The 25,983-nt window shown below is 60.1% G+C and carries 14 protein-coding genes and 2 pseudogenes; 3 read left to right on the top strand and 13 right to left on the bottom strand.

Annotated elements, in window-relative coordinates; translation table 11 throughout:
- From MKL11_RS01360 to putA, 4 genes are all read right to left on the bottom strand, one after another.
- On the bottom strand, nt 1-1,321 hold a 1,321-nt coding region (locus tag MKL11_RS01360; RefSeq protein ID WP_243939576.1), incomplete at its 3' end, for a hypothetical protein.
- Between the two features lie 131 nt (nt 1,322-1,452).
- On the bottom strand, nt 1,453-3,297 hold the full coding sequence (locus MKL11_RS01355) for an aminopeptidase P family protein (RefSeq protein ID WP_243939574.1): 1,845 nt from the start codon (nt 3,295-3,297) through the stop codon (nt 1,453-1,455).
- Nucleotides 3,298-3,379: 82 nt separating this feature from the next.
- Nucleotides 3,380-8,278 carry an NAD-glutamate dehydrogenase gene (locus MKL11_RS01350; RefSeq protein ID WP_409565793.1) on the bottom strand — a complete coding sequence of 1,633 codons (4,899 nt, stop codon included), beginning with the start codon at nt 8,276-8,278 and terminating at the stop codon, nt 3,380-3,382.
- 152 nt (nt 8,279-8,430) lie between these two features.
- Nucleotides 8,431-12,135 carry a trifunctional transcriptional regulator/proline dehydrogenase/L-glutamate gamma-semialdehyde dehydrogenase gene (gene putA, locus MKL11_RS01345; RefSeq protein WP_243939572.1) on the bottom strand — a complete coding sequence of 1,235 codons (3,705 nt, stop codon included), beginning with the start codon at nt 12,133-12,135 and terminating at the stop codon, nt 8,431-8,433.
- Between the two features lie 145 nt (nt 12,136-12,280).
- Here putA and MKL11_RS01340 point away from each other — a divergent pair, with 145 nt between their 5' ends.
- Nucleotides 12,281-12,742, top strand: coding sequence for an Lrp/AsnC ligand binding domain-containing protein (locus tag MKL11_RS01340; RefSeq protein WP_243939571.1), 462 nt, complete (start codon nt 12,281-12,283; stop codon nt 12,740-12,742).
- 386 nt (nt 12,743-13,128) lie between these two features.
- On the opposite strand, the gene MKL11_RS32980 is transcribed toward MKL11_RS01340, so the two are convergent.
- From MKL11_RS32980 to MKL11_RS01310, 7 genes are all read right to left on the bottom strand, one after another.
- Nucleotides 13,129-13,260: a hypothetical protein gene (locus MKL11_RS32980; protein ID WP_279600178.1), complete on the bottom strand. Its 132-nt coding sequence runs from the start codon at nt 13,258-13,260 to the stop codon at nt 13,129-13,131.
- Nucleotides 13,261-13,502: 242 nt separating this feature from the next.
- Nucleotides 13,503-14,747: an MFS transporter gene (locus MKL11_RS01335; RefSeq protein WP_279600179.1), complete on the bottom strand. Its 1,245-nt coding sequence runs from the start codon at nt 14,745-14,747 to the stop codon at nt 13,503-13,505.
- A 489-nt stretch (nt 14,748-15,236) separates the two neighbouring features.
- Complete coding sequence (locus tag MKL11_RS01330) at nt 15,237-16,148, bottom strand: hypothetical protein (protein WP_243939569.1); 912 nt, start codon at nt 16,146-16,148, stop codon at nt 15,237-15,239.
- 177 nt (nt 16,149-16,325) lie between these two features.
- Nucleotides 16,326-17,984: a hydantoinase B/oxoprolinase family protein gene (locus tag MKL11_RS01325; RefSeq protein WP_243939568.1), complete on the bottom strand. Its 1,659-nt coding sequence runs from the start codon at nt 17,982-17,984 to the stop codon at nt 16,326-16,328.
- Complete coding sequence (locus MKL11_RS01320) at nt 17,977-20,067, bottom strand: hydantoinase/oxoprolinase family protein (RefSeq protein ID WP_243939567.1); 2,091 nt, start codon at nt 20,065-20,067, stop codon at nt 17,977-17,979. Before MKL11_RS01320 ends, MKL11_RS01325 begins: the two co-directional genes overlap by 8 nt.
- A gap of 21 nt (nt 20,068-20,088) precedes the next feature.
- Nucleotides 20,089-20,571, bottom strand: coding sequence for a GAF domain-containing protein (locus MKL11_RS33505; protein ID WP_409565794.1), 483 nt, complete (start codon nt 20,569-20,571; stop codon nt 20,089-20,091).
- 115 nt (nt 20,572-20,686) lie between these two features.
- On the bottom strand, nt 20,687-21,454 hold the full coding sequence (locus MKL11_RS01310; protein ID WP_243939564.1) for a helix-turn-helix domain-containing protein: 768 nt from the start codon (nt 21,452-21,454) through the stop codon (nt 20,687-20,689).
- Nucleotides 21,455-22,195: 741 nt separating this feature from the next.
- On the opposite strand from MKL11_RS01310, the gene MKL11_RS01305 reads away from it, so the two are divergent.
- Entirely contained in the window at nt 22,196-23,353 is a 1,158-nt protein-coding gene (locus MKL11_RS01305) for a PAS domain-containing methyl-accepting chemotaxis protein (protein ID WP_279600177.1), read from the top strand.
- 435 nt (nt 23,354-23,788) lie between these two features.
- Nucleotides 23,789-24,956: pseudogene (locus MKL11_RS01300) on the top strand (IS3 family transposase).
- A gap of 12 nt (nt 24,957-24,968) precedes the next feature.
- Here MKL11_RS01300 and MKL11_RS01295 read toward each other — a convergent pair.
- Nucleotides 24,969-25,181: pseudogene (locus MKL11_RS01295) on the bottom strand (IS5/IS1182 family transposase); the annotation flags it as partial.
- A gap of 601 nt (nt 25,182-25,782) precedes the next feature.
- The coding region (locus MKL11_RS01290; protein WP_243939561.1) for a hypothetical protein at nt 25,783-25,983 on the bottom strand (201 nt) is incomplete at its 5' end.

Raw genomic sequence — 25,983 nt, 5'->3', positions numbered from 1 at the left:
GCATGTACGGCCGCGCGAAGTTCGATCTTCTGCGCCAGCGTGTCCTCCATGCCGCCTGAGGTCGACCCGTAGAGCTTGGCCGTACGAAGGCTCGCCAGCACCGAAAGTGCGGATGAACCCCATTCCAACGCCTTTTGACAACCAGGCCCACTCGACCGCCAAGCAATGCGACGACAAATCCGGCTGCATGAATGGTGATTAAGGTCGGAACGTGTTCTGCAGGGCTGGCGAAGAGACCTCTCAGTCCCGCCAAAACGCCTGCGGCGGCGGCTCCCATGGCCGCGAACACAACGATCTGTAATGGGAGGGCAATGACGTTGGGCAGGGATCTCGTAAGCCGAGCGACGGAGAAGGCGACTAGGAACGCCGCGAGGATCGCGATCGCCATCGTGGCCTTCGCCTCTCGCAATGGCCAGGATGCGGCAGAGCCGGTTCCAGGGATCAGGCTGCCATTGGCAATAAGGGCTACGGCCAGCAGCATTCCAATCGCGGCTGTTGCGGCCAATAAGAAGAGCTTTTTAGAGAAGCCAAGAACGGCCTCACTCGGTGCGTGGCTGGATGTACCCCGGACGGCACATAGCAGGATCGCCGGGAGCCAACCCACACCTAAAAAGGCGGGGTTGAAGCCCCAGAACTCGACGCGACCTGGTACGTGCCGCGGCACGGTGTCGATGACAGAGCGCATTAGGGAATGGCCAAAAATCGAAATTCCTTCGTTGAGCACCACGTAAAAAAGCGCGCAGCATAGGGCAGCGAAGACGCAGGGCATGACGGCGTAGATCACCAGTTCGAAGGCCGCCACAGCCTGCGCTGTCGTCCGGCGGCTTCGATCTTCGGCCCCCTCTCCTTCCCGTGCTTGCTCACCCTCGACCAAGAAGAAGGGCACGATGAAGACGTAAAGCACCGCTAAAAGTTCCAAGATGATCCGCTCTGGAAAGCCGGACTTCGTCGCGTAGTCATACAGTTCAAGGCAGGTCGCGAAGGCCGTACCTAAGCCAACCAGCTTAACGTCAAGCTTGATTTCGCCTGGCTTCTCGAACGCTTCTTTCAACCCGATCCTGGCGAACCAAAGGACGACGACGAGATTCAGCAGGAGCAGGACCCCTTGGACATCCGCAACGGCGACGCTGTTCAGGGTGCAGGTCGGCGGGATGATGCCGCTGCCCGCATTGCAGAACGGGGTGCCGTCATGGGCGCGGACGACGAGTTCGGCTGTCGATTGGCCTGCCTTGACTAGGAACAAGGTCGTCAAAATCGGAATGAGTTGGGCACGAACTGATGCGGGGATGGTGCCCCAAAGCGAAGTACGCGGCATCGGCAAAATTGAAACTCCCGATTCGTGACATGACACCGATAGAAGATGCTCGGTCACCGATTTGGCGGGAATGCCAAGAGGCCCTCAAGCCATGAAACGCTCGCGACGAAAAGATTGGGGTGTAGCGAACTGCAACTTCAATCTAGAAGCGGCGGAGTAGCACGCTCCAGCCAGGCGTGTGCCTCGGCATCGAGGCCCGGCGCCAGGGTCTCGCGGACCCGCGCATGATAAGCGTCGATCCAGGCGCGCTCTCCCGGGTCGAGGAGAGCCGGCTCGATCAGCCGCCGGTCGTAGGGGGCGAGCGTCAGGGTCTCGAAGCCGAGCATCGGCCGCTCGCCCCCGGACATCGTCCGGCACTCCGCCAGCACGAGGTTCTCGATCCGGATGCCGTAGGCGCCGCTCGCGTAGTAGCCGGGCTCGTTCGACAGGATCATGCCGGGCTCCAGGGGCACCGTGCCGGTCTTGGCGATGCGCTGCGGCCCCTCATGCACCGACAGGAAGGCGCCGACCCCATGGCCGGTGCCGTGGTCGAAATCGAGCCCCGCCTGCCAGAGCGGTGCCCGGGCGAAGGCGTCGATCTGGGCCCCGGTCGTCCCCGTCGGGAACACCGCCCGCGCGATGGCGATATGGCCCTTGAGGACCCGGGTGAAGCGGTCGCGCATCTCGGCAGTTGGCTCGCCCACCGCGACCGTGCGGGTGATGTCGGTGGTGCCGTCCGGGTATTGCGCGCCGGAATCGATCAGGAACAGCTCGCCGGGCCGGACCGTTCGATTGCTGGCGCGGGTGACCCGATAATGGACGATCGCCCCGTTCGGGCCGGAGCCCGAGATCGTCGGGAACGACACGTCGCGCAGGTCGCCGCCGGCGGCGCGGAAATCCTCCAGCGCCTCGACTGCGGCGATCTCGGTCACGCCGCCGGACGCGGCCGCCCCGTCGAGCCAGGCCAGGAAGCGCACGACGCTTGCCCCGTCGCGGATATGGGCAGCGCGCGCGCCCGCCACCTCGGCGGCGTTCTTGACCGCCTTCATGGCGGTGATCGGATCCTTGCCGACATCGGCGGTGCCGCCGGCCGCCTCGATCTTCTCCTTGAGGGCGACCGCCCCGGTCGCGGCGTCCAGCCGGACGCGCACGCCGGCCAGGGAGGCCAGCCCGTCGTCGAGGTCCGATCGGGGCAGGATCCCGGCGATCGGGGCCAGCGCCGCGCGCAGGGTCGGATCGACGTTCGGCGACACAAGGAACAGCCGCGCCCGGCCCTCGCGCGGCAGGATCGCGTAGCCAAGCGCAAGCGGCGTGTGCTCGACATCGGAACCGCGCAGGTTGAACGCCCATGCGAGATTGTGCGGGTCGGAGATCACGAGGGCGTCGCAGCCGCCTTCCGCGAGGGCCGCGCGCATCCGGGCTAGCTTCTCCACGACTGTCTCACCCGCGAGCGCGTCCGGGTGAACAACCACTGGCCCGGCGGTCGGCTTCGGCTGTCCGGCCCAGACCGCGTCGACAAGGTTCGGCACGGCCTGCACCGTACCGCCGGCCTTCGTGACCGCGCGCTCAAGCCGCGCGAGCCCGTCGGGCGTGTGCAGCCAGGGATCGTAGCCGAGCACCTGATCGCGCTTGAGGTTGGCGCCGATCCAGCCTTCGGCCGTCGTTTCGGCCAGCGGCATGACGACGACTGTGACGAGACCGGTGTCGACCTGCTCGAGCGCCTGGAGGGTGTAGCGCCCGTCCACCACCAGCGCGGCGGATTCCATCAGGATCACGGTGGTGCCGGCCGAGCCGGTGAAGCCGGTCAGCCACGCGAGGCGCTCGGCATCGGCGGGGACATATTCCGACTGGTGCTCGTCGCCCCGCGGCACGACGAAGCCGTCGAGGCCGGTCTCCCGCAGGGCTGCGCGCAGGGCCTCGATGCGCTCAGGCCCCTTGCGATGGCTCGGATCCTCGAAGGTCTGGAAGCGCTGACGCGGCGAAAATGAACTCGACTTTGTCATAGATGATCCATCGGTCAGCCTGAAGCGGCGGCTGCCACCTCGCGACCCAGCTGCGTCTGAAGGTGGGCGCGGCATACATTGACTAGACGAGGCCGGTCAGAAGGCTTGCTGCCACGACCAGTTTCGAGACATTGAGATCTGAGGCGAGAAGACTCTTCAGAGTGCCTACCGCCCGTTCCGAGGAGGGATCAAGGAGGCTGATCCATCTCACGACCGCGGCTTCCCCTACGCCCATATCCTGCAGGACTTCGGCAGTCAGGTGCCGATGCGCCTTAGAAATTTCCAGAAGGGCGCGCTCGATTGCCATTTGATCAAACGTGTCACTGCACCGGATTTTTCGTGATGCCGACGCGAGGTCGTCGAGGCAGAAGGTGTGTTCTACGGCAAAGTGCGTGGCTGCGATGTCCGATATCGCGTGCCGCCCGCTCTCGGCGGCTTTGACGATCTCTGGAGCGGACATCAACGCCGGAAGCGATGCGAGCCGACGCGCGAGAGACGTGGACATACCTTGGGCGACTAAACGGTCCTGACGCGCTTCCAGATCCATGGTGACCTCCGGCCGGAGGCTTGACGCCAAGGAGCTCTGGATAGTCGCTATACCTTCGCGGTACCGGTCGACTAGCGGCGCAATATCACCGCTGAGATCTAAGTTGCGGATGAACCAAACCATGTGACCAGCCAGCAGATTTTGGACCTCTCCGTACAATTCGAGCTGAGTCTGCCCCCCAATCTGGCCGGTGAGGCCGTCAATAGCCGCATTCAGCTCCCGCAGACCGAACACGTCCCGCGTCACCGCGTAGGCTTTGGCGATGATCGCTGCGTCCGCACCGGTTTCGTCGACGAGCCGTCGGACCAGTGAAATGCCGCCGCGGTTGACGATGATGTTGGCCAGTGCGGTGGCGATGATCTCGCGCCGCAGCCGGTGTCCCTGCACCGAATCCGGGAACTGCTCGCGCAACGCCTTGGGGAAGTAGCGCTGCAGCTCGCGGTCGAAATACGGGTCGTCTGGGACTGGACTGCTCAGAAGCGCGTCGTAGAGCGACAACTTGGCGTAGGCGAGCAGCACCGCGTATTCCGGACGGGTCAGCCCCTCGTTCCGGCGCATGCGTTCGGTGAGCGCGGCATCGTCGGGCAGGAACTCGACCGCGCGGTCGAGCCGTCCCTCGGCCTCAAGCGCCTGCATGGTCCGCATCGCGAAGCCGGTCTCGTCGAGGCCGCCGCGCTGGGCGAGGGAGAGGGCGAGGGTCTGCAATTCGTTGTTGCGCAGGACGAGGTGCCCGACCTCGTCGGTCATGGTGGCGAGCAGCCGGTTTCGCGCATCATAGTCGAGCCGCCCGTCGCGCTCGGGCGTCATCAGGGCGATCTTGATGTTCACCTCGACGTCGGAGGTGTTCACGCCGGCGGAATTGTCGATCGCGTCGGTGTTGAGCCGGACGCGCGCGCGCGCCGCCTCGATGCGCCCGCGCTGGGTCAGGCCGAGATTGGCGCCCTCGCCGACGACCTTGGCGCGCAGGTCCGGCCCGGTGATGCGCACGGCATCGTTGGCACGGTCGCCGGCATCCTCATCGGTCTCCGTGGTGGCGCGGACGTAGGTGCCGATGCCGCCGAACCAGAGCAAGTCGGCCGGGGCCTTCAGGATCGCCTGCATCAGTTCGGTGGGCGTGGCCTCGGCGCGGTCGAACCCAAGGGCGGCGCGGACCGGCTCCGAGAGGGGGATGGTCTTCAGGCTGCGCGAGAATACGCCGCCGCCCTCCGAGATCAGGCTCCGGTCGTAATCGGCCCAGGAGGAGCGTCCGAGATCGAACAGCCGCCGCCGCTCGACGAAGCTCGCGGCCGCATCGGGGTTCGGGTCGAGGAAGATGTCCCGGTGGTCGAAAGCCGCGATCAGCCGGATGCTCTCGGACAGCAGCATGCCGTTGCCGAACACGTCACCCGACATGTCGCCGACGCCGACCGTGACGATCGGATCCGCCTGCACGTCGACATCGAGTTCGCGGAAATGGCGGCGCACCGCCTCCCAAGCGCCACGGGCGGTGATGCCCATCCCCTTGTGGTCGTAGCCCTGGCTGCCGCCGGACGCGAAGGCGTCGCCCAGCCAGTGGCCCTTCTCCAGCGAGAGGGCGTTGGCGATGTCCGAGAAGGTGGCCGTACCCTTGTCGGCCGCGACCACCAGATAGGCGTCGTCGGGGTCGTGCCGGACGGTGTCGGGCGGCGGCAGGATGGCGTCGTCGACGATGTTGTCGGTGAGCTCGAGCAGCGTGCGGATGAAGATCCGGTAGCTCTCGGTCCCCTCCTGCATCCAGGCGGTGCGGTCCGAGGCCGGCGGCAGGCGCTTGGGGAAGAAGCCGCCCTTGGCACCCACCGGGACGATCACGGCGTTCTTCACCTGCTGGGCCTTCACGAGGCCCAGGATCTCGGTGCGGAAATCCTCCGGCCGATCCGACCAGCGCAGGCCGCCGCGGGCGACGTAGCCGAAGCGCAGATGCACGCCCTCGACGCGGGGCGCATAGACGAAGATCTCGAAGAGCGGCCGCGGCAGCGGCATCGCCGTGACTTTGGAGCAGGCGAACTTGAAGCTGATCGTCTCCCGGGGTTTTCCGTCCGGGCCGGTCTGGAAGAAGTTGGTCCGGACCGCCGCCTCGACCAGGTTGACGAACCGGCGCAGGATCCGGTCGTCGTCCAGGCTGGTGACCTCGGCGAGCGCCGCCTCGATGCCGGCGCGGACCTCCGCCTGCTGGGCGTCGCGATCCCCCGTCAGGGCCGGGTCGAACCGGGTGCGGAACAGCGCGACGATCGCCCGAGCGATCCCAGCATGCCGGCTTAGGGTGCCGGCGAGGTAATCCTGCCCGTAGCGGATCCGCAGCTGGCGCAGGTACCGCCCGAGGGCGCGGAGAAGGGCGGCCTCGCGCCAGGACAGGGCGGCCTCGAGGACGAGCCGGTTGTATCCGTCGGATTCCGCCAGATCGTCCGCGATGGCGAGCATGGCGGCTTCGAGCGGCTGCCCCAGCGCCTCCAGGTCGATGGCCGCGCCGGTGGCCCGCTCGATCAGCATGTCGTGCAGCCAGACGCGTTCGGCCTCTTCGGCGCCCGCGGGCATGACCCGGTAGGTCCGCTCGTTGATGACGCGGAAGCCGAGATTCTCCAAGCCCGGAACGCGGTCGGACAGGGCGATGGCGGTGCCGCGGGAGAAGACCTTCAGGCGGACCTGGGAGGCCGGATCCGTGTCCCGCCGCCCGAGATCGACTGCCCTTGGATCGGTCTCATTCAGGGCGTCGACCATCACGACGTCATAAACTGCGAGCTCTGGCGCGAAGTGTTCGCGGTACGCGGCCGAGAAAGCATCGGCGTACTTCGCGGCAAGCGACCGGGCGCTCCAGCCGCCGAGGCGCTCGACCAAGGCTTGCCGGAGCGCATCGCTCCAAGTTCGTACAATCGATGCGATGCCTTTCTCAAGATCATCGGCTTCGCACTGCGGTGCATTCTGGCCGTCAATGACGATGATATACTGGGTCCGGACGAGTGGTCCTTCAGGGTACACCGGGTATGAGGCGATCAATTGACCATCATACTGCCCAGACAGCCATTCCCCGATCCGCGATCGCACCGTCGTGTCATAGCGATCCTTCGGAACATAGACGAGGAGCGACACAAAACGGTCGAACTGGTCGCGTCTCGACAAAACGCGAATTCTCGGTCGCTCTGCTAACGCGGTGATCGCAATAACCGACTCATAGAGTTCGTCTTCATCAACCTCGAAGAGGTCGTCACGGGGATAGTTTTCTAAGACGGAGAGGACGCTGCGGCCTGCATGACTCGTTGGATCGAAGCCCGCACGCTCTGCGACCTCAGCGACCTTTCGCCGGAGGTATGGGACCTCTCGCGTCCGGCTGGTGTACGCGGCATCGGTAAACAGGCCGACGATGTGCAGCACACCTGAGGGCTCGCCACCCTTCGAAAACAGCTTGACGCGTATGACGTCCAGATAAGTCGATCGATGCACGCGCGATCGAACCGTCGCCTTGCCGACAGTCAACGCACGCCGCCCGGAAAGGAAATCGGTGCTTCCTGGGGAAATTTCTGAACAGCCGCAGTCCTGAAGCAGATCTCCAGTCAAAGGATCCCGCAGGAGCCCAAGGCCTGTTGGGTCCCCTATCGCGTGCGAACTGTTACCCCAATCGCGGCGGAGCATCCCTAAGACGATGAAGTGTCCCTGCCGAAGCCATTCCAGGAACGCCGTTGCCTCGGCAGCCTCGTCATCCAAGAGTGGGGGGCTGCTTGTCCGCGGGGCCTCGATCAGTTGATCCAAGACGCTCCACATGGCCGATTGGTCATCCATCGCGACGACGAGATCGCGATAGACGGCGAGGAGGCCTTGTTCGAGGCGGTCTCGAACGACGCGATCGTCGATACGATCCAGATGGATGTGGATCAGGCTTTCCCGAGGCGAGCTGTCCTTCTTCCCGTCGGGCAGCTCTCCCATCAAGTGTGAAACCTCGCCTAAGCCGTCGCGCTCAACCCCTAGGATCGGATGCGCCACAAGCAGGGGCTTGGCCCCTTGGCGCTCAAGCTCCGCGAGCGTCGAGTCGAGAAGGTAAGGGCGATTGTCGCTGACCACATCCACAATGGTGAGATCATGAGAGATCCCAGCCCGCTCGAGCGTTGTGTCGCGCAGGAACACCGCAGAACCAGCCCCGGGACGTCGTGCGGTCCGGAAATGCGCTAGAGCGTCGAGGGTCAACGCCCCGAGAGCTGCTGGGGTGTAGGCCGAGAGATCCGTGGACGGCACACGTCCGAAGAGCCAGGTGATAAACTCACCGTCCCCTGCCCGCTCCTGTTCGCTGAGCCATCGGCGAGCGGTCGCAAGAAGGTCGACTTTGCCCAGCTTCGCCGAGGTAGCCCTCTCGCTTTCGCGCGGCGCCACTTGGGTCTGCGGCCGGGATCCTGGAATTCCTGACGGATCAGCGCTCAATGATGTGTTCATGGAAGCGAAAACCTTTTCGCATGGCAGCGAGGCGGCTCATCGTGCAGGCGTACGCCGGCCCGTTCTTAAGTTGCTGCACCTGCTGCAATTCGGCGGATCGCGAAGACATGTCGCGATCCGCCCGACCTCAAAAGACAGGGTGAGCAGGAATGTCAGCCGATTGACATCAGGCTCGCGTTTCCGCCGGCCGCGGCGGTATTGACCGAGACGGAGCACTCTTCGAGCAAGCCCGTGAGATCGTAGTCCACACCCATCCGGATCTCGTCCGTGGTCAGAGCATAGACGGGCACGATCGGTCCCGGTCGCTCGGCGACCTCCCGATTCAGCACGCGAAGATCGTCTGTGTCGCCCTCGTACAGAACCGCCCGGACATTCTCGGTTCGCTCTAGGCTGTCGATGACCTCGATGCGCGCTGAGATCTCCGGCGGGAGATCGGAGAGTCCTGGCAGCAGCAGGCTGTCGCTCTCCACCAGGGCTGTGTTTCCCGTGGCCAGGATCAAAGCCAATTGAAGCAAAAGGCCAGATGCGGTTGTCGCAACAACGGCAACCCTGCCGCGGGGACGCAGAGAGTACACATTGCGCTCGCCAACAGGCCCCGGAAGTTCGACTTTCGCTCCGAGCACGGATCGTGCGAGGTAAGCAACTGTGCGCTCCGCTTCCCGATCTCGCCCAATACGCCGGAGCCAGTCGACATAGCTTCTGGCGACGTCAAAGGTGGCCTCCACGCCCTCGAGCCCTCGCAACGCCGTTTGCGGCGGGATGCCGAGCAGGCGCCCGAGGTAAAGCGGCCCGCCAGCTTTGGGGCCAGTCCCGGAGAGACCTGACCCGCCGAACGGCTGCACACCAACTACGGCACCGATGATGTTGCGGTTCACATAGATATTCCCAGCCTCGATGCGGCTGACGATCCGAGAGATCGTCTCATCAATCCGGGTATGTACGCCAAACGTGAGCCCGTAGCCCGTTGCATTGATTTCATCGACGAGTGCATCAAGCTTCGTCCGATTAAACCGTAAAACATGTAGTACAGGTCCAAAGACCTCATTTTCGACGTCCGAGATCCGGCTAATCTCGATGATTGCCGGCGCAACAAATGTACCCTTCGCAGCATCCGATCCGAGGGTTCGACGGTGCACCCGATGGCCCCTTGCCTCCATCGTGGTAACGTGGCGCTCGATCGTCTCGGCCGCTTCCGCCGAAATGACAGGGCCGACATCCACGGAAAACTTCCTGGGGTCGCCGACCTCGAACTCAGCGAAAGCTCCCTTGAGCATCTGGAGCGTTCGGTCCGCGACGTCCTCCTGGAGGCAGAGGATCCGCAGGGCCGAGCAGCGCTGGCCAGCAGAGTCGAAGGCCGATGCGACGACATCACCGACGACTTGCTCAGCCAGTGCCGACGAGTCGACGATCAGCGCGTTCTGGCCTCCCGTTTCGGCAATCAGCGGTACCTGACGGCCGGTGGCCGACAGACGATCTGACAAGCGGCGCTGGATCAAGCGTGCCACAGACATAGAACCCGTGAACAACACACCCTGAACACGCTGGTCCGCTACCAGAGCGGCGCCAACCTGACCGGCTCCCGGCAGGAACTGAAGGACGGAGTCCGGAACCCCAGCTTCCAAGAGGATGCGAACAGCCTCGGCTGCGATCAGCGGTGTCTCCTCCGCGGGCTTGGCCAGCACGGTGTTCCCGGCCGCGAGGGCGGCTGCGACCTGACCCGTGAAGATCGCCAGCGGGAAGTTCCACGGCGAGATGCAGACAACAGGTCCGAGCGGCGCATGGAAGTCCGCCCCTAGCGTACGCACGACCTCAGCCGAGTAATAGCGCAGAAAGTCGACGGCCTCTCGGACCTCGGCGATGGCATTCGGAAGCGATTTGCCGGCCTCGCGGACAATTAGCCCGAGAAGGATCGGCATGCGCTGCTCAAAGGCGTCCGCGGCCCTATTTAGAACCTCGGCGCGGACAAGGGCCTGTGTCGCGGCCCATCCAGCGGCGGCCGCGGCGGCGACAGACACCGCCTGCTCGATATCGCCCGGCTCCGCCCAGACCACAGATCCAACGACGTCATCGCGATCCGCCGGATTGCGGACCCTTTCTCCGATCGAGCCGGCGTCTCGTCCAGATGGCGTCGCAACCCAGGCGCTGTTCTCACTCACGACGAGTTCGTCGGCGAGCGCGGCCAGGGCGAACTCATCGCTCAGGTCGAGACCGAACGCGTTCGCTCGATCGCTGCCATAGATGTCGCGCGGCAGCGCGATCTTCTCGTGCGGTGCTCCGAGGAGCGGCATCGCCATCACGGTCGCAACGGGATCTGCGATCAGCGCCTCGATCGGCACATTCTCATCCGCGATCCGATTAACGAACGAGGAGTTCGCTCCGTTCTCGAGCAGTCGACGGACCAGGTAGGCAAGCAGCGTCTCGTGCGTGCCAACAGGTGCGTAGATCCGGCAGGGCCGGTTCAGCTTGCCCGCCCCGACAACAGCCTCATAGAGCGGCTCGCCCATTCCATGTAGGCACTGGAATTCGTACTGACCGCTATAAAAGTTTGGGCCCCCCATCTCGACGATCGTCGCGAGTGTCTGGGCATTGTGCGTCGCGAATTGAGGAAAGACCGCCTCTGGAGCAGCGAGGAGCTTACGTGCGCAAGCTAGGTATGAGACGTCGGTGTAGATTTTGCGCGTGAAGACCGGAAAGTCCTGGAGTCCGTCGACCTGAGCGCGCTTGATCTCGGAGTCCCAGTAAGCACCTTTAACCAAACGGACCATCAAGCGCCGCCCGGACTGGCGTCCCAGCGCGATAAGATAGTCGACGAGGGCCGAGCAGCGTTTTCCGTACGCCTGAATGACGAATCCGATCCCGTTCCAACCGGCGAGACTTACGTCTGCGACAAGAGCCTCGAGAATGTCCAAGGACAGATCAAGACGGTCCGCTTCCTCAGCATCAATGTTCATGCCGATGTTGTACGACTGCGCCAACTTGGCGAGCGCCTTCACACGCGGAACGAGCTCGGACAACACGCGATTCCGCTTCGCACGGACATAGCGGGGATGAAGAGCAGACAACTTTATCGAGATGCCGGCTCCATCGTAAACGTCCTTGCCGGACGACGCTTTGCCGATCGCGCGGATCGCGTCTTCGTAGGAGGCAAAGTACCGCGCGGCATCCTCAGCCGTCGTCGCAGCCTCGCCGAGCATGTCGTAGGAGTACCGAAAGCCGCGGCTCTCCATGCGTCGGCTGTTTGCAAGCGCCTCCGTGATGGTCTGCCCTGTTACAAACTGTTCGCCCATCAGCCGCATGGCGAGGTCGACACCCTTACGAATCAGCGGCTCCCCGCCCCGCCCGATCAGGCGCGTCAAGGCGGATGAAAGGCTCGACTCGCTCGTCGTCGTCGTGAGGCGTCCGGTAATCACCAAGCCCCACGTGGCCGCGTTGACGAAAACAGACGGACTCCGCCCGACGTGACGTCGCCAATCACCGGTCGAAATCTTGTCTCGGATGAGGGTGTCTCGAGTCGCCTTGTCGGGGATGCGCAGGAGCGCCTCCGCGAGACACATCAAGGCGACGCCCTCCTGGCTCGACAACGAGTACTCGTGAATCAATCCCTCGACGCCCCCACCACGCGTTTTGGCACGGAGGTTCTCGACCAAACGCCGCGCTGTCGCAGCGGCGCGTGCGGCATGTTCAGCAGGGAGCTTCGCCAGATCGAGAAGTGGGGTGAGACACTCCGCCTCCGCCTTGCGATAGCTGGCGACAACCGCAGATCTGCTGGTCGACAGGCCTGGCAGCTCCGCGCGGAACGCCGCAAACGTTGCCGTATTCGGGCTTCTCACCGAATCGATTGAGGCTGGCACCGACATAGAAGGCCCTCTAAGCACTTGCTGCATCACATGGGAGCCGCTCGGCTCGCCCTTGCACACCACGACTAAACTTCGACAGGCCGCTTTAAAAGCTACAAATTTCTTGATAAACTAGAGGAATCACCTATTAGAACGGATTTCGATAGTGACTTCGCTGGACAAGCTCGACGCCAAAATCCTGGCCATCCTTCAGCGCGATGGCCGGGTGTCGACGGTAGACCTGGCCGAGCGCGTAAGGCTATCGCCCACTGCAACCAGCGAACGATTGAAGCGCCTGACGCGCGAAGGCTTCATCGTCAGTTACTCGGCAAGACTGAACCCGGAAAAGATCGACCTCGGCCTGTTGGTGTTCATCGAGGTACTGCTCGACAAAACAACAGCCAGCATATTCGACCGTTTCAGTCAGGAGGTGCAGCGTACCCCGCAAATCCTTGAATGCCACATGGTCGCCGGCGGTTTCGATTACCTGCTCAAAGTGCGGGTAAGAGACATGGCAGCCTACCGCCGTTTCCTCGGTGACGTCATGGTGGATCTTCCAGGCGTGAAGGAAACGCGCACCTACGCCGTCATGGAGGAGGTCAAGAGTGACGGCGTACTTCCGATCTGACTCGTGGAGCTTAGCAGGAATGCCTCCTGAGCCTCACACGTCACCTGGATCACTCCCAAATACTCCTGCGCTCCGCCCTCACGCCCATGGCAACAGCAGCAGAAGAGACCGGTGGAGACGCCTGTCGCGAATGGCGTTGGGCGCTCAGGCGCCGATCGCATTCAAGACGACTGGACAGCCCAATGGCTACTCGCCCTGCCTCGGAGCGGAGGCTCCTCGACCCGCGCCCATCGTGCCCGAAGATTCCCCAGGTCGAAGGTCCAAATCGTGTGAGCCTGCACCCGAATGACCAATCCGCCCGCTCTCGCCGCCAGGTACGTCCAGCCCAGGCGAGACAACGGACCCGCGCGTCGAAGGAGCAACAGATCCTCCGGCGCCGCCACTGTTCAAGCCAGCACCGCCGCCGCCAGCGCCACCGCCGCCGGCCCCCCCTCCGCCGGCACCGCCGCCGCCACCGCCACCACCACCGCCCTGGGCGAGAGCGCCGCCGGCGCCGAGAGCGAGGAAAGCAGCGCCAAAGATTAGCTTACGCATATCGTGGTCCTTTTCGTATTTTGACGGTGGTTGCCAGTCGTCTCGCGAAGAAATTGCCGTTTGATTTCTCTAAGGGTCCCGGACGCAGCGAGAGCACATTCTGTTCGGGTCGAGCAAATTGCGAGGTCAATCTGAGCCGGTCGACCTCGCCGGGACATCTAAAGTGCAGCCATCTCAAAAGAAATCGGAGGAGCTGTTTTCCCGACCATCGAGGGAGAGGCGCTGGCTACTCGAGGTCCTTACCTTCTGTCTCTGGAAGAAAGAACGCGAGGACGACACTAGCCACCATGAACAGGTTGATGATTGTTGTGGTGACATTGAACGAGATCCCGTGGGCCACCAACGCACCAATAACGGTCGGCGCAGCAATATTCGCGACCCGTTGCGCGAAGATGGCGGCGCTGTACCCGACGGTTCTCACTCGAGTTGGGTAGAACTCAGCGATCCAAGTATCCCAGATACCCCAGGCTCCAAGGCTGAAGAATGACAATGCAAAATTGCTCGCGTATACAACCGACATAGTTTCGGCGTTTGCAAAAGCGTAACCCGATAAAGCGGCTGCCACGATATACCAGATCAGAACCTTTTTCCTGCCGTACGATCCTGTCAGGAACGAAGCGCTGATGTAGCCCGGGATCATGCAGAGCGCGGATATCGCGATGAAGCTGTAGCTCTGGGAGACACTTAGCCCGCGCTGCTGCAGCAAGGTCGGAAGCCAGGTTTGCAGTCCCCAGTAGCCCCACGAAAACGTAAAGTTCAGCGTGATCTGTGTTATGGTAAGCGGGAGCATTCTGCCCGATACCAACTCGCGCCACATGCCGCGTTCGGCGGTATCGACATGCAACAGGCTACCTGGTGGTACGACAACCTGGCCCCCGCTGAGACGATGGATCGTTTCACGGGCTGCACTTTGGCGCCCGACCGCTGCAAGCCAATAGGGCGACTCCGGAACCAAGAAGGTCACGACGATAGCCCAAAGCGACGCCAGGCTGCTGACTCCGATGATCCAACGCCAGCCCAGCTGCTCCAGAAACACAGTGGCGCCAAGCGCGCAGAGGATGCCGACCGGCCAGCCAGCGGCGAGATAGACCGTGAATGGACCTCGCCACCGCACCGGCAGCAGCTCTTCGAAGTACGGGAACGTGACGATCAGCATGCCGGCCGCCGCAACTCCGGAGAGTAATCGTGAAACGTAGAGTGAGTAATAGTCTGGAGACAGCACGCTCAATAGCGATATGAGGCCATAAAGCACCAAGCTGCTGATGATAGTCATTTTCCTGCCGAGCCGATCGCAGATGAAGCTCCAAATCAGTGAGCCGATCCCCATGCCGACAAAAATCGCTCCTATGAGATTGCCTACTGAAAGGGCATCGAGAGACAGGTCCCGCGCGATTTGAGGAGACGTGTAGACGATGATCATCATCTCCCACGACTCGATTACAAATACGAAGAACAATGCGAAGCAGCTCATGAAATGAGCACGGGTTAGTGGAAGTTTCTCGAAATACGCTCCAACCGGCTGGGAGCGCTGATCATGCAGCGTCGCTGGGCTGTCCGGTGCTTGTCCGGCTCGGGTAGCGTCGGGTGAAGCTAAATCTTGCAATCGCGTGGACATAGGTGCTCCGTAATTGATCTCGGTGGGAGACGGCAGCGATAAACGTCGAGACGTTAGCCGACTCGCGACTGCGTGCGAAAATTAGGATTTGATGATTGGAAGTGTTGATAAGGCTGCCGGATCAGCGGCAGGTGTGGTCACCTGACGACCAGATGAACAAGGGCTGAAGGTCGGACGTGATCCGTCCGCAGCCGAAAGCTTCATATTTACGGCTACGTGAGATACCGTCGCTTGGCCTACTCAATTCCTCGTTTCAGTCTGCCCTAATAATCTGGTCTACAGCCTCGGTGCGACAGCTTCTGATGTTCGTCGTCTTATTTAAAAATGAAAAACATCAAATGTCTGCTAGGGAGTCTTGCTCTCAAAGAGTTTATCAAGATACTGAACATAAATTAAACCTATATAAGGCGAGCTTTTGAGATTTGAGGAATGATAGTAATCAAAGTTAAGATTGGCGAAAAAATAAGCTCCAGTTGCTGCAAGTCCCGTATATGAAATTGCCGGACCAATAAAAGCTTGGGTAGATGCCTTGTAGGACGATTTAGCTATGTTGTTGAGGCGTATCTGATGATGGACACCGATAGCAAACTCCGGAGTTAGATCAAATCCGGTGACGAAATCAGCTACTTGCAACGATAGTCCGCCCCTAAATCTTTCAAACAGACCGCCCGCAGTTTGTACGTTGTTATATGACTGACCCGAGTAGATAATTGATAGAGGTGCAATGGTCGATGACCAGCCATTTATCTTGAGAAAATTTGTCAGTGTACCGAAGTATGTGAAATTATTGCTATTGGCCTGGAAGCCGGTTTCATCTTTCGAGCCAGTCGGGAACGTGATGGTTGCGAACGGACTAATAGTGTCTTTAATATACCCATCACATGTGTAGCATACAGTGGGTTGGACAATGTTGTAGTAATACTCCGCGCCGAGGCTCGGATTAGAGACGCCCCAGCTGCTTCCTGGGAGGGATGGGTCAGCTTTACTATAACCTCCTGCAAAACCCACCCAAAATTCAAATTGATCTCGTTCGGTGCCGGTTAGGCCAGTCTTCGTAAAATATGCAAAAATATTATTTGTATAGAAGCTCGTAGTTCCGGAGTACCTTGTGAAGACCGGAAATGACTCAAACGCGAACGAGTCTGGTGTTCCCATCTGACCGAAGTTTAAGAAGGTGTCGGCTAGCGTGTGAGTACTCGACGCTAGAGCAATCGAGGTCGCGACGGCAGCGGCACAGATAGAACGCGAGAGCTTCATCACAGTCTCCTTTTGGGGCTATTATCCGTCACCGGCATGACGAAATTTGCGTGGTTTCAACAGACAACCTGCAAAGACAAAGATTGAAGGCGCCGGCAATCGTCATCGCGCGATTTAGGGCCGGCTCACTTGTGATGCTGTTCAGCAGGCTAGAATTTCAGGCCTAGATACTTGGCCTTAAACCTGGATCCCGTAGACGCTCGCCGCCCGTTCGGGGGTCAGGAGGTCGTCGCGAAGGTCGCGCAAGATGGCTTCGCGGTCACGCTGACGGGGGTCGCCGTAGCCAGCGCCGTTCCCGGTAATGATCCTGGCGACATCGTCCTTGTGCATACGGATATCGCTCTCGAAGGCGTGCCGCGTCGTCGTGCCATCGCCTCGCACGAGTTCGACTCGGTTGGGCGTGCCATCGCGTCCGCCCTCAAGCCCCCAAGGCGGAATAACTGAGCGGGAAAAGCCGCACGTCATCGAAGCTCCGTCTTCGCGCACGCGGTATTCGAGAACGACGCCACGACCTCCGCGGAACGTCCCCTCGCCGCCGGGCTCGGGGTTCAGCGTAAGCTTGTCGACGTAGACCCCATAGCGCGTCTCAGCGATCTCGACCGGGCAGTTGAAAGTGTCACCGTGGATCGGTGAGAACACAGCATGATTGCCGTCATGTTCGTGTGTCGCACCCCAACCGCCAAGTTCCGGCTCCACGAGCGTGAACGCATGGCCATCGCTCGGACGAGTGCCGCCGATGAACGTGACACAGTTCGACGAGAACGTTCCGGCACACACGAGTTCAGGACAGTGCCGCGCGATGCAGCGTAGAACCAGATCGTGAACCCGGACCAAGCGCTCGAAGTAGAAGCCGACGGCTGCGGGCGACTGCGCGTCGAAGATGGTTCCGGGACGAGTTAGGATCGTGAGCGGGCGAAAGGTCCCACCATTGGCTGGCGACGCGCTATCGGTGATCGATTTGAAGACCATCTGCGCGGCGATCTCAGTGGCATCGCGGCAGATGTTTCCAGGGCCGTTCGCGCTATCTGGATTGTCCCTGAGATCGACGATCATCTCATCATCACGAACCTCAATGGCGACCCGGTACACCGAGCCATCATCCTGGGGCTCCTCGAACTCAAAGCGACCTTTTGGCAATCGCTTTAATGCCCGCAGTGAAACGTCTTCGGCATGGTTCATAGATTGGTCGAGCGCATGTTCGAACGCCTCGCGACCATATTTCCGGATCAGTTCAGACAGCCGCTTCTCGCCGCTGCGGACCGCTGCGACCCCCGCCCACATATCGCCTTCGGCGAAATCAGGCATACGCGAGTTGGCCTTGATAATGTCGACGACCGATCTCAGCACTTGGCCTCTCGAGACCAGCTTCACGGCCGGCAGACGAAGCCCTTCTTGGTAGATTTCCGTGGCGTTGATCGCCATCGATCCCACCACCATGCCACCCACGTCGTTCCAGTGGGCGCTGTTGGCCGTCCACGCGACGAGCGTGCCGTCCGCGAAGACGGGCATCGCGATGACGATGTCGTTAAGATGAGTGACTCCGCCATAGGCAGGATCGTTCGTTATGAACACGTCGCCTGGCTCGATGTCGCCGGGTTTGTCGTAGATCTCGACCAAGCGGCGTACCGCCTTGTCGACGACGCCCACCAGAACCGGAATGCCTGCACCCGAACTGGCCATCTCCCCCTTCGCATTCAGAATGCCGGTCCCCAAATCGAGAACCTCGTAGATAATCGGGCTCATCGCCGTGAGCCGCATGGCGTCGAACATCTCAGCCGCCACGGCTTGCAGCGAGTTCTCTATAATGTTCGAGGTAAAGGCGCTTGTGTCACGCATGGCTATCTCCAAGCTGAAGATCCGTGATGCAGATGTTCCCGTATCCGTCGACCGAAACAGTGTTGGCGGGGAAAACTACGATCGTTGTGCCGGGATCTTCGATGATGGCGGGGCCGTTAAAGCTCATCCCGGGCTTAAGTTTGGTGCTGTCGTAGATGTGGGCTCGATGGATACCGCTGGCGGCATAATTGACGTTGCGCGTCCCCTTCTGAGCGGAACTTGCATCCGACGCGGTACATTCTTCTCGTAAGATTTCGAGAGTCCCGACCCGCGCAAAAGCGACGACATGGAAGCCAACGAGCTCAATCGGAGCGTCTAGGCGGTACGTGTATTGCCGCTCGTACTGTTCATGGAACCGCTCGCCGATTACGTTTGCACTGTCAGTCAGGAGTTCGCCGTCCTGCAGTTCTACCTCAACCGCGTGTTCTTGATTTTGGTACCGCAGCTTAATTGAGCTCACGATACGGATGTCTGTCTCGCGTATGCCCTCGGAGATGTATTCCGTCCGGGATTTATCGACCAGTTCGTTGAGCAGCGTCTGGGCCTGAACGACAGCATCGGCGTCCTTGAGCATCAGCAGTTTGGTGAGAAACTGATCGCGCCGGAGGTCGGACATCATCATGCCCCAAGCCGAGAAGACGCCGGCCGCCTTAGGGATGATGACCTTCTTGACGCCGAGCTCTTGAGCCAGGGACACTGCGTGCATGCCGCCGCCGCCGCCGAAGGCGATTAGCGTGAAATCGCGCGGATCAAACCCACGGTTGATCGAAACCAACTTCAGGGCGTTGACCATATTTGAGTCGGCGATTTGTATGATCCCCTTCGCGATTTCGACCGCTGGCAAATCTAGTTGCTGTGTCAGCTCCTGAAGCGCAGCCTCGACTGCGCGCATGTCTGCTTCCATCGTGCCGCCGCAAAAATACTGGGGATTGATGCGACCGAGCATCAAGTTTGCATCGGTGGTCGTCGCCTTGCGGCCGCCCCGGCCATACGCAGCCGGCCCTGGCGAGGCGCCTGCCGACTGCGGGCCGACGTGTAGCCGTTCGAATTCGTCGACCCAAGCGATAGATCCTCCACCATTGCCAATCTCGACGAGATCGACAACTGGAACCATGATCGGGTAGCCGGGGCTCGTACGGTCGCGCTCGATATAGTAATCTGTTTTGATCTGCACCTTGCCGTCTTCTATCAACGAGCATTTGGCTGTAGTGCCGCCAATATCCAACGCAATTACATTTGACTCACCGACCAATTGGCCAAGAGCCGCGGCGCCCCACATGCCGCTGGCCGGGCCAGATTCGACCATTGTAATCGGCGTTTCTTTGGCGTGCGCCAGGGTGTCCACGCCGCAGTTCGACTGCATGACGTAGATCGGGCCGGAGTAGTCTTGGCTGCGCAGCTTCTGCTCCAACCGGGAGAGATAGCGGGCGGCTACAGGTTGAACGAACGCCGACATAACAGCCGTGTTGGTTCGCTCATACTCACGCCACTCGCGAGTGATCTGATGGGAGCCGACGACAGAAACTTCAGGCCACAAGGACGAGATCGCATCGACGACTTGTTGCTCGTGCAGAGGATTGGCGTATGCGTGAAGGAAGCTGACCGCGATCGCTTCAACGCCTTCCGCTTTGAACACGTCGAGAATGGCTGGGAGATTCGTGAGGTCGGGTTCCTTGAGGACCTCGCCTCGAGCGTCGACACGTTCTGGGAGTTCCTTTCTGAGGTACCTGGGTACGAAGGGAGCGGGCTTTCGGAATTTCAGATTGTAGAAGTCGGGGCGAGCCCCACGGGCAATCTCAATGACGTCCCGGAAACCCTCTGTGGTAATCAGTCCTGTCTTGGCGCCTCTCCGCTCAGTCAGAGAGTTGATGACAACGGTGGTGCCGTGCGCGAAAAAGCCGATGTTTTCGATATCGACGGCACCCCGACGGAGGACTTCCAGGATACCCTCTTCGTAGTTCGGTGGAGTGGTGTCCGCCTTCGCTGTCCGTACAGTTTGTTGACCGCCCGCGTCTGTTTCGAAGTACACTAAATCGGTGAAGGTGCCTCCGACGTCGGTGCACACTCGTGTTCGCTGTTTCATTGTAAACTCCATAATCGCTCGTTACTGCCTAGACAGCAGCATCGGCGCGTAGACCAAGGCCATCAAATCTGTCCCACGGTCTATTTTGTCTTGCGAAAACCATTGTGCCTTGTGGAAGATGTTTACCGTCCCGAGGACGTCGCCTTGAAAGACGACGGGAAGATTCACGCCTGCGCTGCATCCGAGGTTGGCGATGTCTACGTGATCCGCGAATATGCGTTGGAGATCGGCTGGTTCGTTACAGACTATCGGCCGCTGTTCCTGCAGCACGACACGTCCCCACTCGTGGTTCTCAAGCTGCTTTGTTCCGCCGGCTGGGTAGATGTCCTGGTGGGAGCTCCACAACCGCTTTACAGAAGACGAGTCGGCGATGATGGCTGTGAAAGTGAGGAGGCGGTACCCGACCTCGGCCTGAAACGCCTGCGCGATGATGTCGAAGGCTTGCTTGGGATTACTTCGCGCGGAGAGAGTCGTCGTCAGTGCAGATAAGTAAGGTATTGGCATCATCGGGCCCGTTCTGATTTTTGGCAAAGTTTGGCTATCGTCTAGATTTGCGCTAGACGTTTTGCATAACAATTCAGCTTCTTGCGGCGCCGCTGTCGCGTCGCCTGTCCTGAATTTAATGTGCTAGAGCCCGGAATTCAGTTCCGGTTAACGATTCCGCAGTCACGCTTGACGCTTCGGTTTCCCCGTCGAAGATATCAAGAGTTCCTGTCCAGACTACAACGGCGACGCCAGCCTCATGAGGCATGGCCTCAATGCTGTGAGGTTTGGTTGCGTCGAAATGCAGGCTGTCGCCTTCATCCAACACGAACACTTCCTTCAACACGCGATACTGTATTCTGCCGCGGATAACAAATACAAGCTCCTCACCGTGGTGTGAGACTGTTTCGGATCGATAGCCGCATGGCATCGTGAATTTCACGGAGTGTAGAGCGCTGCCAGGAAAAACGCTCGACAAGCGCTCGTAACGGACTTGGCCGGCTTCGAGTGAGTATGGGGTTCGATTGTCCTGGCGAGTCTTTGGATTCGGCGCTGCCGGTTGTCCGGTGAGGTCTCCAATCGATATGTCTAAGACCTCCGCGACCATCGCGAGCGACGATAGAGACGGTACTGTCAAATTTCTCTCGATCTGCGAGATGAAGCCGACGGACAGGCCGCTCGCGTCGGCGACCTCCTGAAGTGTCTTCTTGAGATCGCGACGCCTCTCCCGAATGCGTTCGCCAAGCCGACCGAGAACCATGGTAATCACTGTGTTCGCCAGCATATGGCCAGCAGGATCTTCTCCGATGGTCGGACACGCCGGATTTTTAGTCAAGCTAAAAAAAGCGGACCCTGAAAAAAAATTCTTGTCTGAACCCAGGGTGATGTCAGAACCCAGGGCCATGTCAGGGGCGGTCACTGACCGGTCAATGCGGCGATGGAAAAACACCGTTTGGTGGTCGCTGCTGCGCTTCGCGATGCGTTCGGGTGAATTTTGCTACGTTATAATGCGTTCCGGCCGGCTCGCACCCGTGTGCTCGCGGCGCCACCTGTTTCGATGGGCTCGCCCGAGCGGGGATTGATACTTCAGGGCATCGTTTATCACGATGCCGGGTAGCAGCTTGTGCGAGCGCTTCTACGCCTGCGTCCAGCGAAAGGTGTTGCTGATCACGCTCCCGAGACACGACGCTTCGGAGATTGGGCTGACCGGCTTCAATGCGGCTTACAAGAGGTGTCAACGGCTCGTGTTGGAGGGACTCTTGTAGCAGATAGCGCTACGCAAGCGCCTCGACTCTACCCCTGCACCGCGCAGCTCAATCTACAAGCCATCCAATTTTTGGCTCATCGAACAAGCGTTCCGCATCGTCGAAGATGCTGAGGAGGTCTCACATTTAGACAGCGAACTGATACTCTGCCGCTCCGGATGAAGACGAAACAGTCACTTTGTTAACTGATCATATACGTTTTGTGGCTTTCCTATTACGTGTCGAACCCATAACAACTTGGCCGGAAAATGTTCGCTAGACGATCTGACGACACCGTTTTTCTTGATATTCTCAAGAGTCGATCCGGCGTTGGCATCTGGGATGGAAAAATTTATGCTGGAGATCCGTCGCACCCCAAATGCCGATGGATGTTCTCTTCCATGATGCGAGAATTAGTGGGCTATAAAGACCATCCGGAAGAGTTTCCTGATGAGTTAGGTCATTGGACAGAGAGAACCCATCCCGACGATCTTGTGGTTACCGCCAAAGCTTTTGCCGACGCGATCCAACGCGTTGGGAACAAAAATTCTTACTCCGCGGATTATAGAATTCGAACCCGAGATGGAACTTACCGCTGGTTTCGCGGCACGTTTGGAGTTGTCCATAGTCCTGAAGGCATTTTGACTCGTGCCTGTGGCACTATTGTAGATATTCACGACTCTATGGAAACGTTTCGTCTTGGACAGCTGCGCTCTAGAACAATGCAGGGCCTTATAGATAACTTTAGGGAGGTAGTGACCAGATCACTCTTGATCGTGAAAGCTGCGACTGTAGAGCTCGATAACACTGCTCATTCGATGACAGAAGTTGCTGATTCTACAAATGGTCAGGCGGTAGCTTCCAGTGCAGCGGCTGAGCAGACCGCTAATAACGTTCAGACAGTTGCGGCGGCGGCCGAACAAATGGTCGCTTCGTTGCAAGAAATCGAGCGGCAGGTGTGCCGTTCCAGCGAGGTGGTAATGCGGGCTACGCATGACGCCGAATCCACCGTCGCAGCAATGGCCGGATTAACTAAGGCTGCCGACCAGATCGGAGCGGCTATGACGACAATTTCAGCGATTGCTAGCCAGACCAACCTTCTGGCGCTTAACGCGACGATCGAGGCGGCCCGAGCTGGCGAAGCAGGCAAAGGCTTCGCGGTCGTAGCCGCTGAGGTGAAAAACCTTGCAGGTCAAACCGCTAAAGCAACGGATGAGATTGGCGGTCAGATTACGGCTATCCAAGCTGCTACCAATCAAGCCGTTGAAGCAATACGGCATATCGGGCGAACCATAGCAACGATGGATGGGATCAGCGCGGCAATCGCCGAAGCAGTTTCACAACAAGCGGCAGCAACTAACGAGATCTCTCGCAATGCCTTGGAGGCTGCGCACGGGACCCGCGATGTCTCTGAGAACGCAATCAAAGTCCTAAACTCTTCAGAAAATACGGGTCGTGCTGCAAATCATGTTATAAGCGCGGCAACTTTGGTCGCAACGCAATGCAACAATGTCAAAATGGATATTGACAGCTTCCTGCTTGATATCGGGGCGGCGTGATAGTCTCGATACAGTGATGTGCAGATCCGCTAATCATGATAGCTTGTTGCATGCTGTTATTAAGTTAGTGTTCTAGATTTTCGGATCTTTGGGTTTTACTGTCTCTTTAGGGATCTTGAAATTACTGGAGCAGGGCCGCCGTCCGGCCTCGCAGGCGACGAGGCCGGATCTTTCGTGGAAGATTGCTATGGCGGATAGATGCTATGCGGAAGTTGTCGTCTCATTGCGGAGTGTCGTTGGGATGCTGCACGTTGAGCGATCGAAGCCTATGTGTGGCGGTTCAACGGTGCGCGCGACCATGCTGCTTTGAGCGCCCGCTCGCACGATGGCTCCGGCGTGCTGGCCAGGCGCTACGCTATATCGACCGCGGGCACCCGCAAGTTGGACTTGCCTCGAGAAAGTGGAGTGCTCTTTTCATGAAGGATGAGCGTTTCGATGGCAGACCGGAAGCAGACCTTTGCCCCTGAGTCTCGCGCTGAGACGGTTCGACTAGCGTAGACGATTGAGCGGTCCCGCCGCGAGGTAGCCGCCGATCTCGGCGTCGGGCTCTCGACGCTGCGCAACTGGATCGACGGCCGGCGTAAGCGGAGATGGACCATCCGCCGGCCGATCGGCAGGAGGACATGGCCGCCGTGCTTTAGCGCTTGTGGCGCGAGAACGAGGTTCTGCGCCAGGAGTGAGAGATCCTAAATCGGACCACGGCTTTTTCCGCCATAAGAGGAAATCGATAAGGTTCCGCTTCATCGACGCGGGGGAGAAGGACTTTCCAGTCGCGCTCCTGTGCAAGGTCCTCGACGTCAGTCCGCGCGGCTATTTCGCCTAGAAGAACCGCCCGGCCTCGACGCGGCAGCGCGAGGATCTCGTGCTGCTTGCCCACGTCCGCTCCGCCTTCACGCCTGCCCACGAGACGTATGGCCGCCCGCGCATGACCCACGAGTTGCGCGAGCAGGTTTTGGCGGCCGGCCGGCGGCGCGTGGCCCGGCTGATGCAGGAGTGCATGCTAAGGGCCCGCCAGCCGTGCCGCTTCCGGCGTACCACGGACAGCGATCACGCCTGTCCAGTCGCGCCCAACCATCTCGATCAGAACTTTACGACGGCTGGGCCGGATCGGAAGTGGGGGAGTGACATCTCCTACATCTGGACGAGGGAGGGCTGGCTGTACCTGGCGGTGGTCCTCGATCTGTACTCCCGACGGGTCGTAGGCTGGGCGGCAGGCGATCGCCTTCACAAAGAGCTTGCACTGGCGGCGCTGCGACGTGCCCTTGTCGTCAGACAGCCCGGACCAGGGTTGTTGCATCATTCCCACCGCGGCAGTCAGTACTGTTCGAGTGAGTATCAGGCGGAACTACGAGGACCTGGCATCGTGATCTCGATGTCTGGTAAGGGAAACTGTTATGATAACGCGATGGTCGAGACGTTCTTCAAGACGCTGAAGAGCGAATTGGTCTGGCGCACCGCGTTCCAGACGCAAGCCGAGGCCATCGCCGCGCTGGCCCATTACATCAATGGCTTCTACAATCCCTGCCGCCGGCACTCGGCGCTGGGCTTCACAAGCCCCACCCAATTCGAGAGGGGGATCGCCGACCAAACCGCTCTTCACTGAACTGAAGCAAGTCCAGGCGAGCGCGGAGGACGGGGTTGCTTCGTGGTCGCGCGCGAGCCTGCGGCAGCGGTCGATCTAACTGAATGTCCGCTCGATCACCCTTCGCTTGGGTTGAACGGCAAAGCCCTTCTGCCCGGCTTCCGGGCCGACGACCTCGACCACGATGGCCGTGGCCATGCCGATGCGCTCACCTCTGTAGGCGCGCTCCGCGAAGCAGTGGGTCAGGACAACGAAGCCGGCTTCATCCAAGTCGAAGTGAAGCACCTGGCCAGGCTTCAGGACCTCGACCGCGTCACGCGCAAACGTGACCTGTACGTCGCCATCGACCGCCCATGTGGTCGTGTATGTGCAGTGTGCACCAGTCCTGCTCTGGTTCTTGGCGCACGAGCCTTCATCTGCCGACACACGGCAACGCCGCCCCGGTCGTTTGGCGGCGCCCCCACTACGTGACGCTGCGCAAGTTCATCGCCGATCCCGCCTACGGCGGCGCCTACACCTACGGCCGTAGTCGCATCACGGCCAGCCGGCCAAGTCACCCGACATTTCTAACCCGATGCAGTGAGACTGCTCTGCAGCGCGCTTTGGGGATCGAAGTGCCTCACAGGATTGGCGAAGAGCGCGACGTGTGAGGCTGTATGTACACGTGCGTCGGTGGATATCGCTACCAGGTGGCGCATTCTTAGAAATTACGCCGGCAAATATCGTAAGAGGCGGAATTTAAAAACTGCTCGATCATGGGTAAGACTCATCTGGTGTTCTCACCGGCTCACGGCACCAAAGGCGATGCCCCCCCCCCCCCCCCCCCAACCCCGCCCCTAAAAAAACGCTACCTTCCATTTATTATGTAGTTTTGCTGTGCTATTGTTAGTGAGATGTTTGTGTATGTTTTTATGTTTGGTTGTTTGCATGTTGTTTTTTTTTGTGTTTTATATGTTGTGGTTGGTTTGTTGGGGGTTGTGTGGGGTGTGGGTGTTGCGTGTTGTTGTGGTAGTTGCGTGATGTGTTTTGTCATATTGTGCTGATTGGT

The organism is Methylobacterium sp. J-077 (genome assembly GCF_022829365.1).
Lineage (GTDB): Bacteria > Pseudomonadota > Alphaproteobacteria > Rhizobiales > Beijerinckiaceae > Methylobacterium.
Note: the sequence above shows the minus strand (reverse complement) of the source record. Positions and strands in the feature narration are given on the sequence as shown.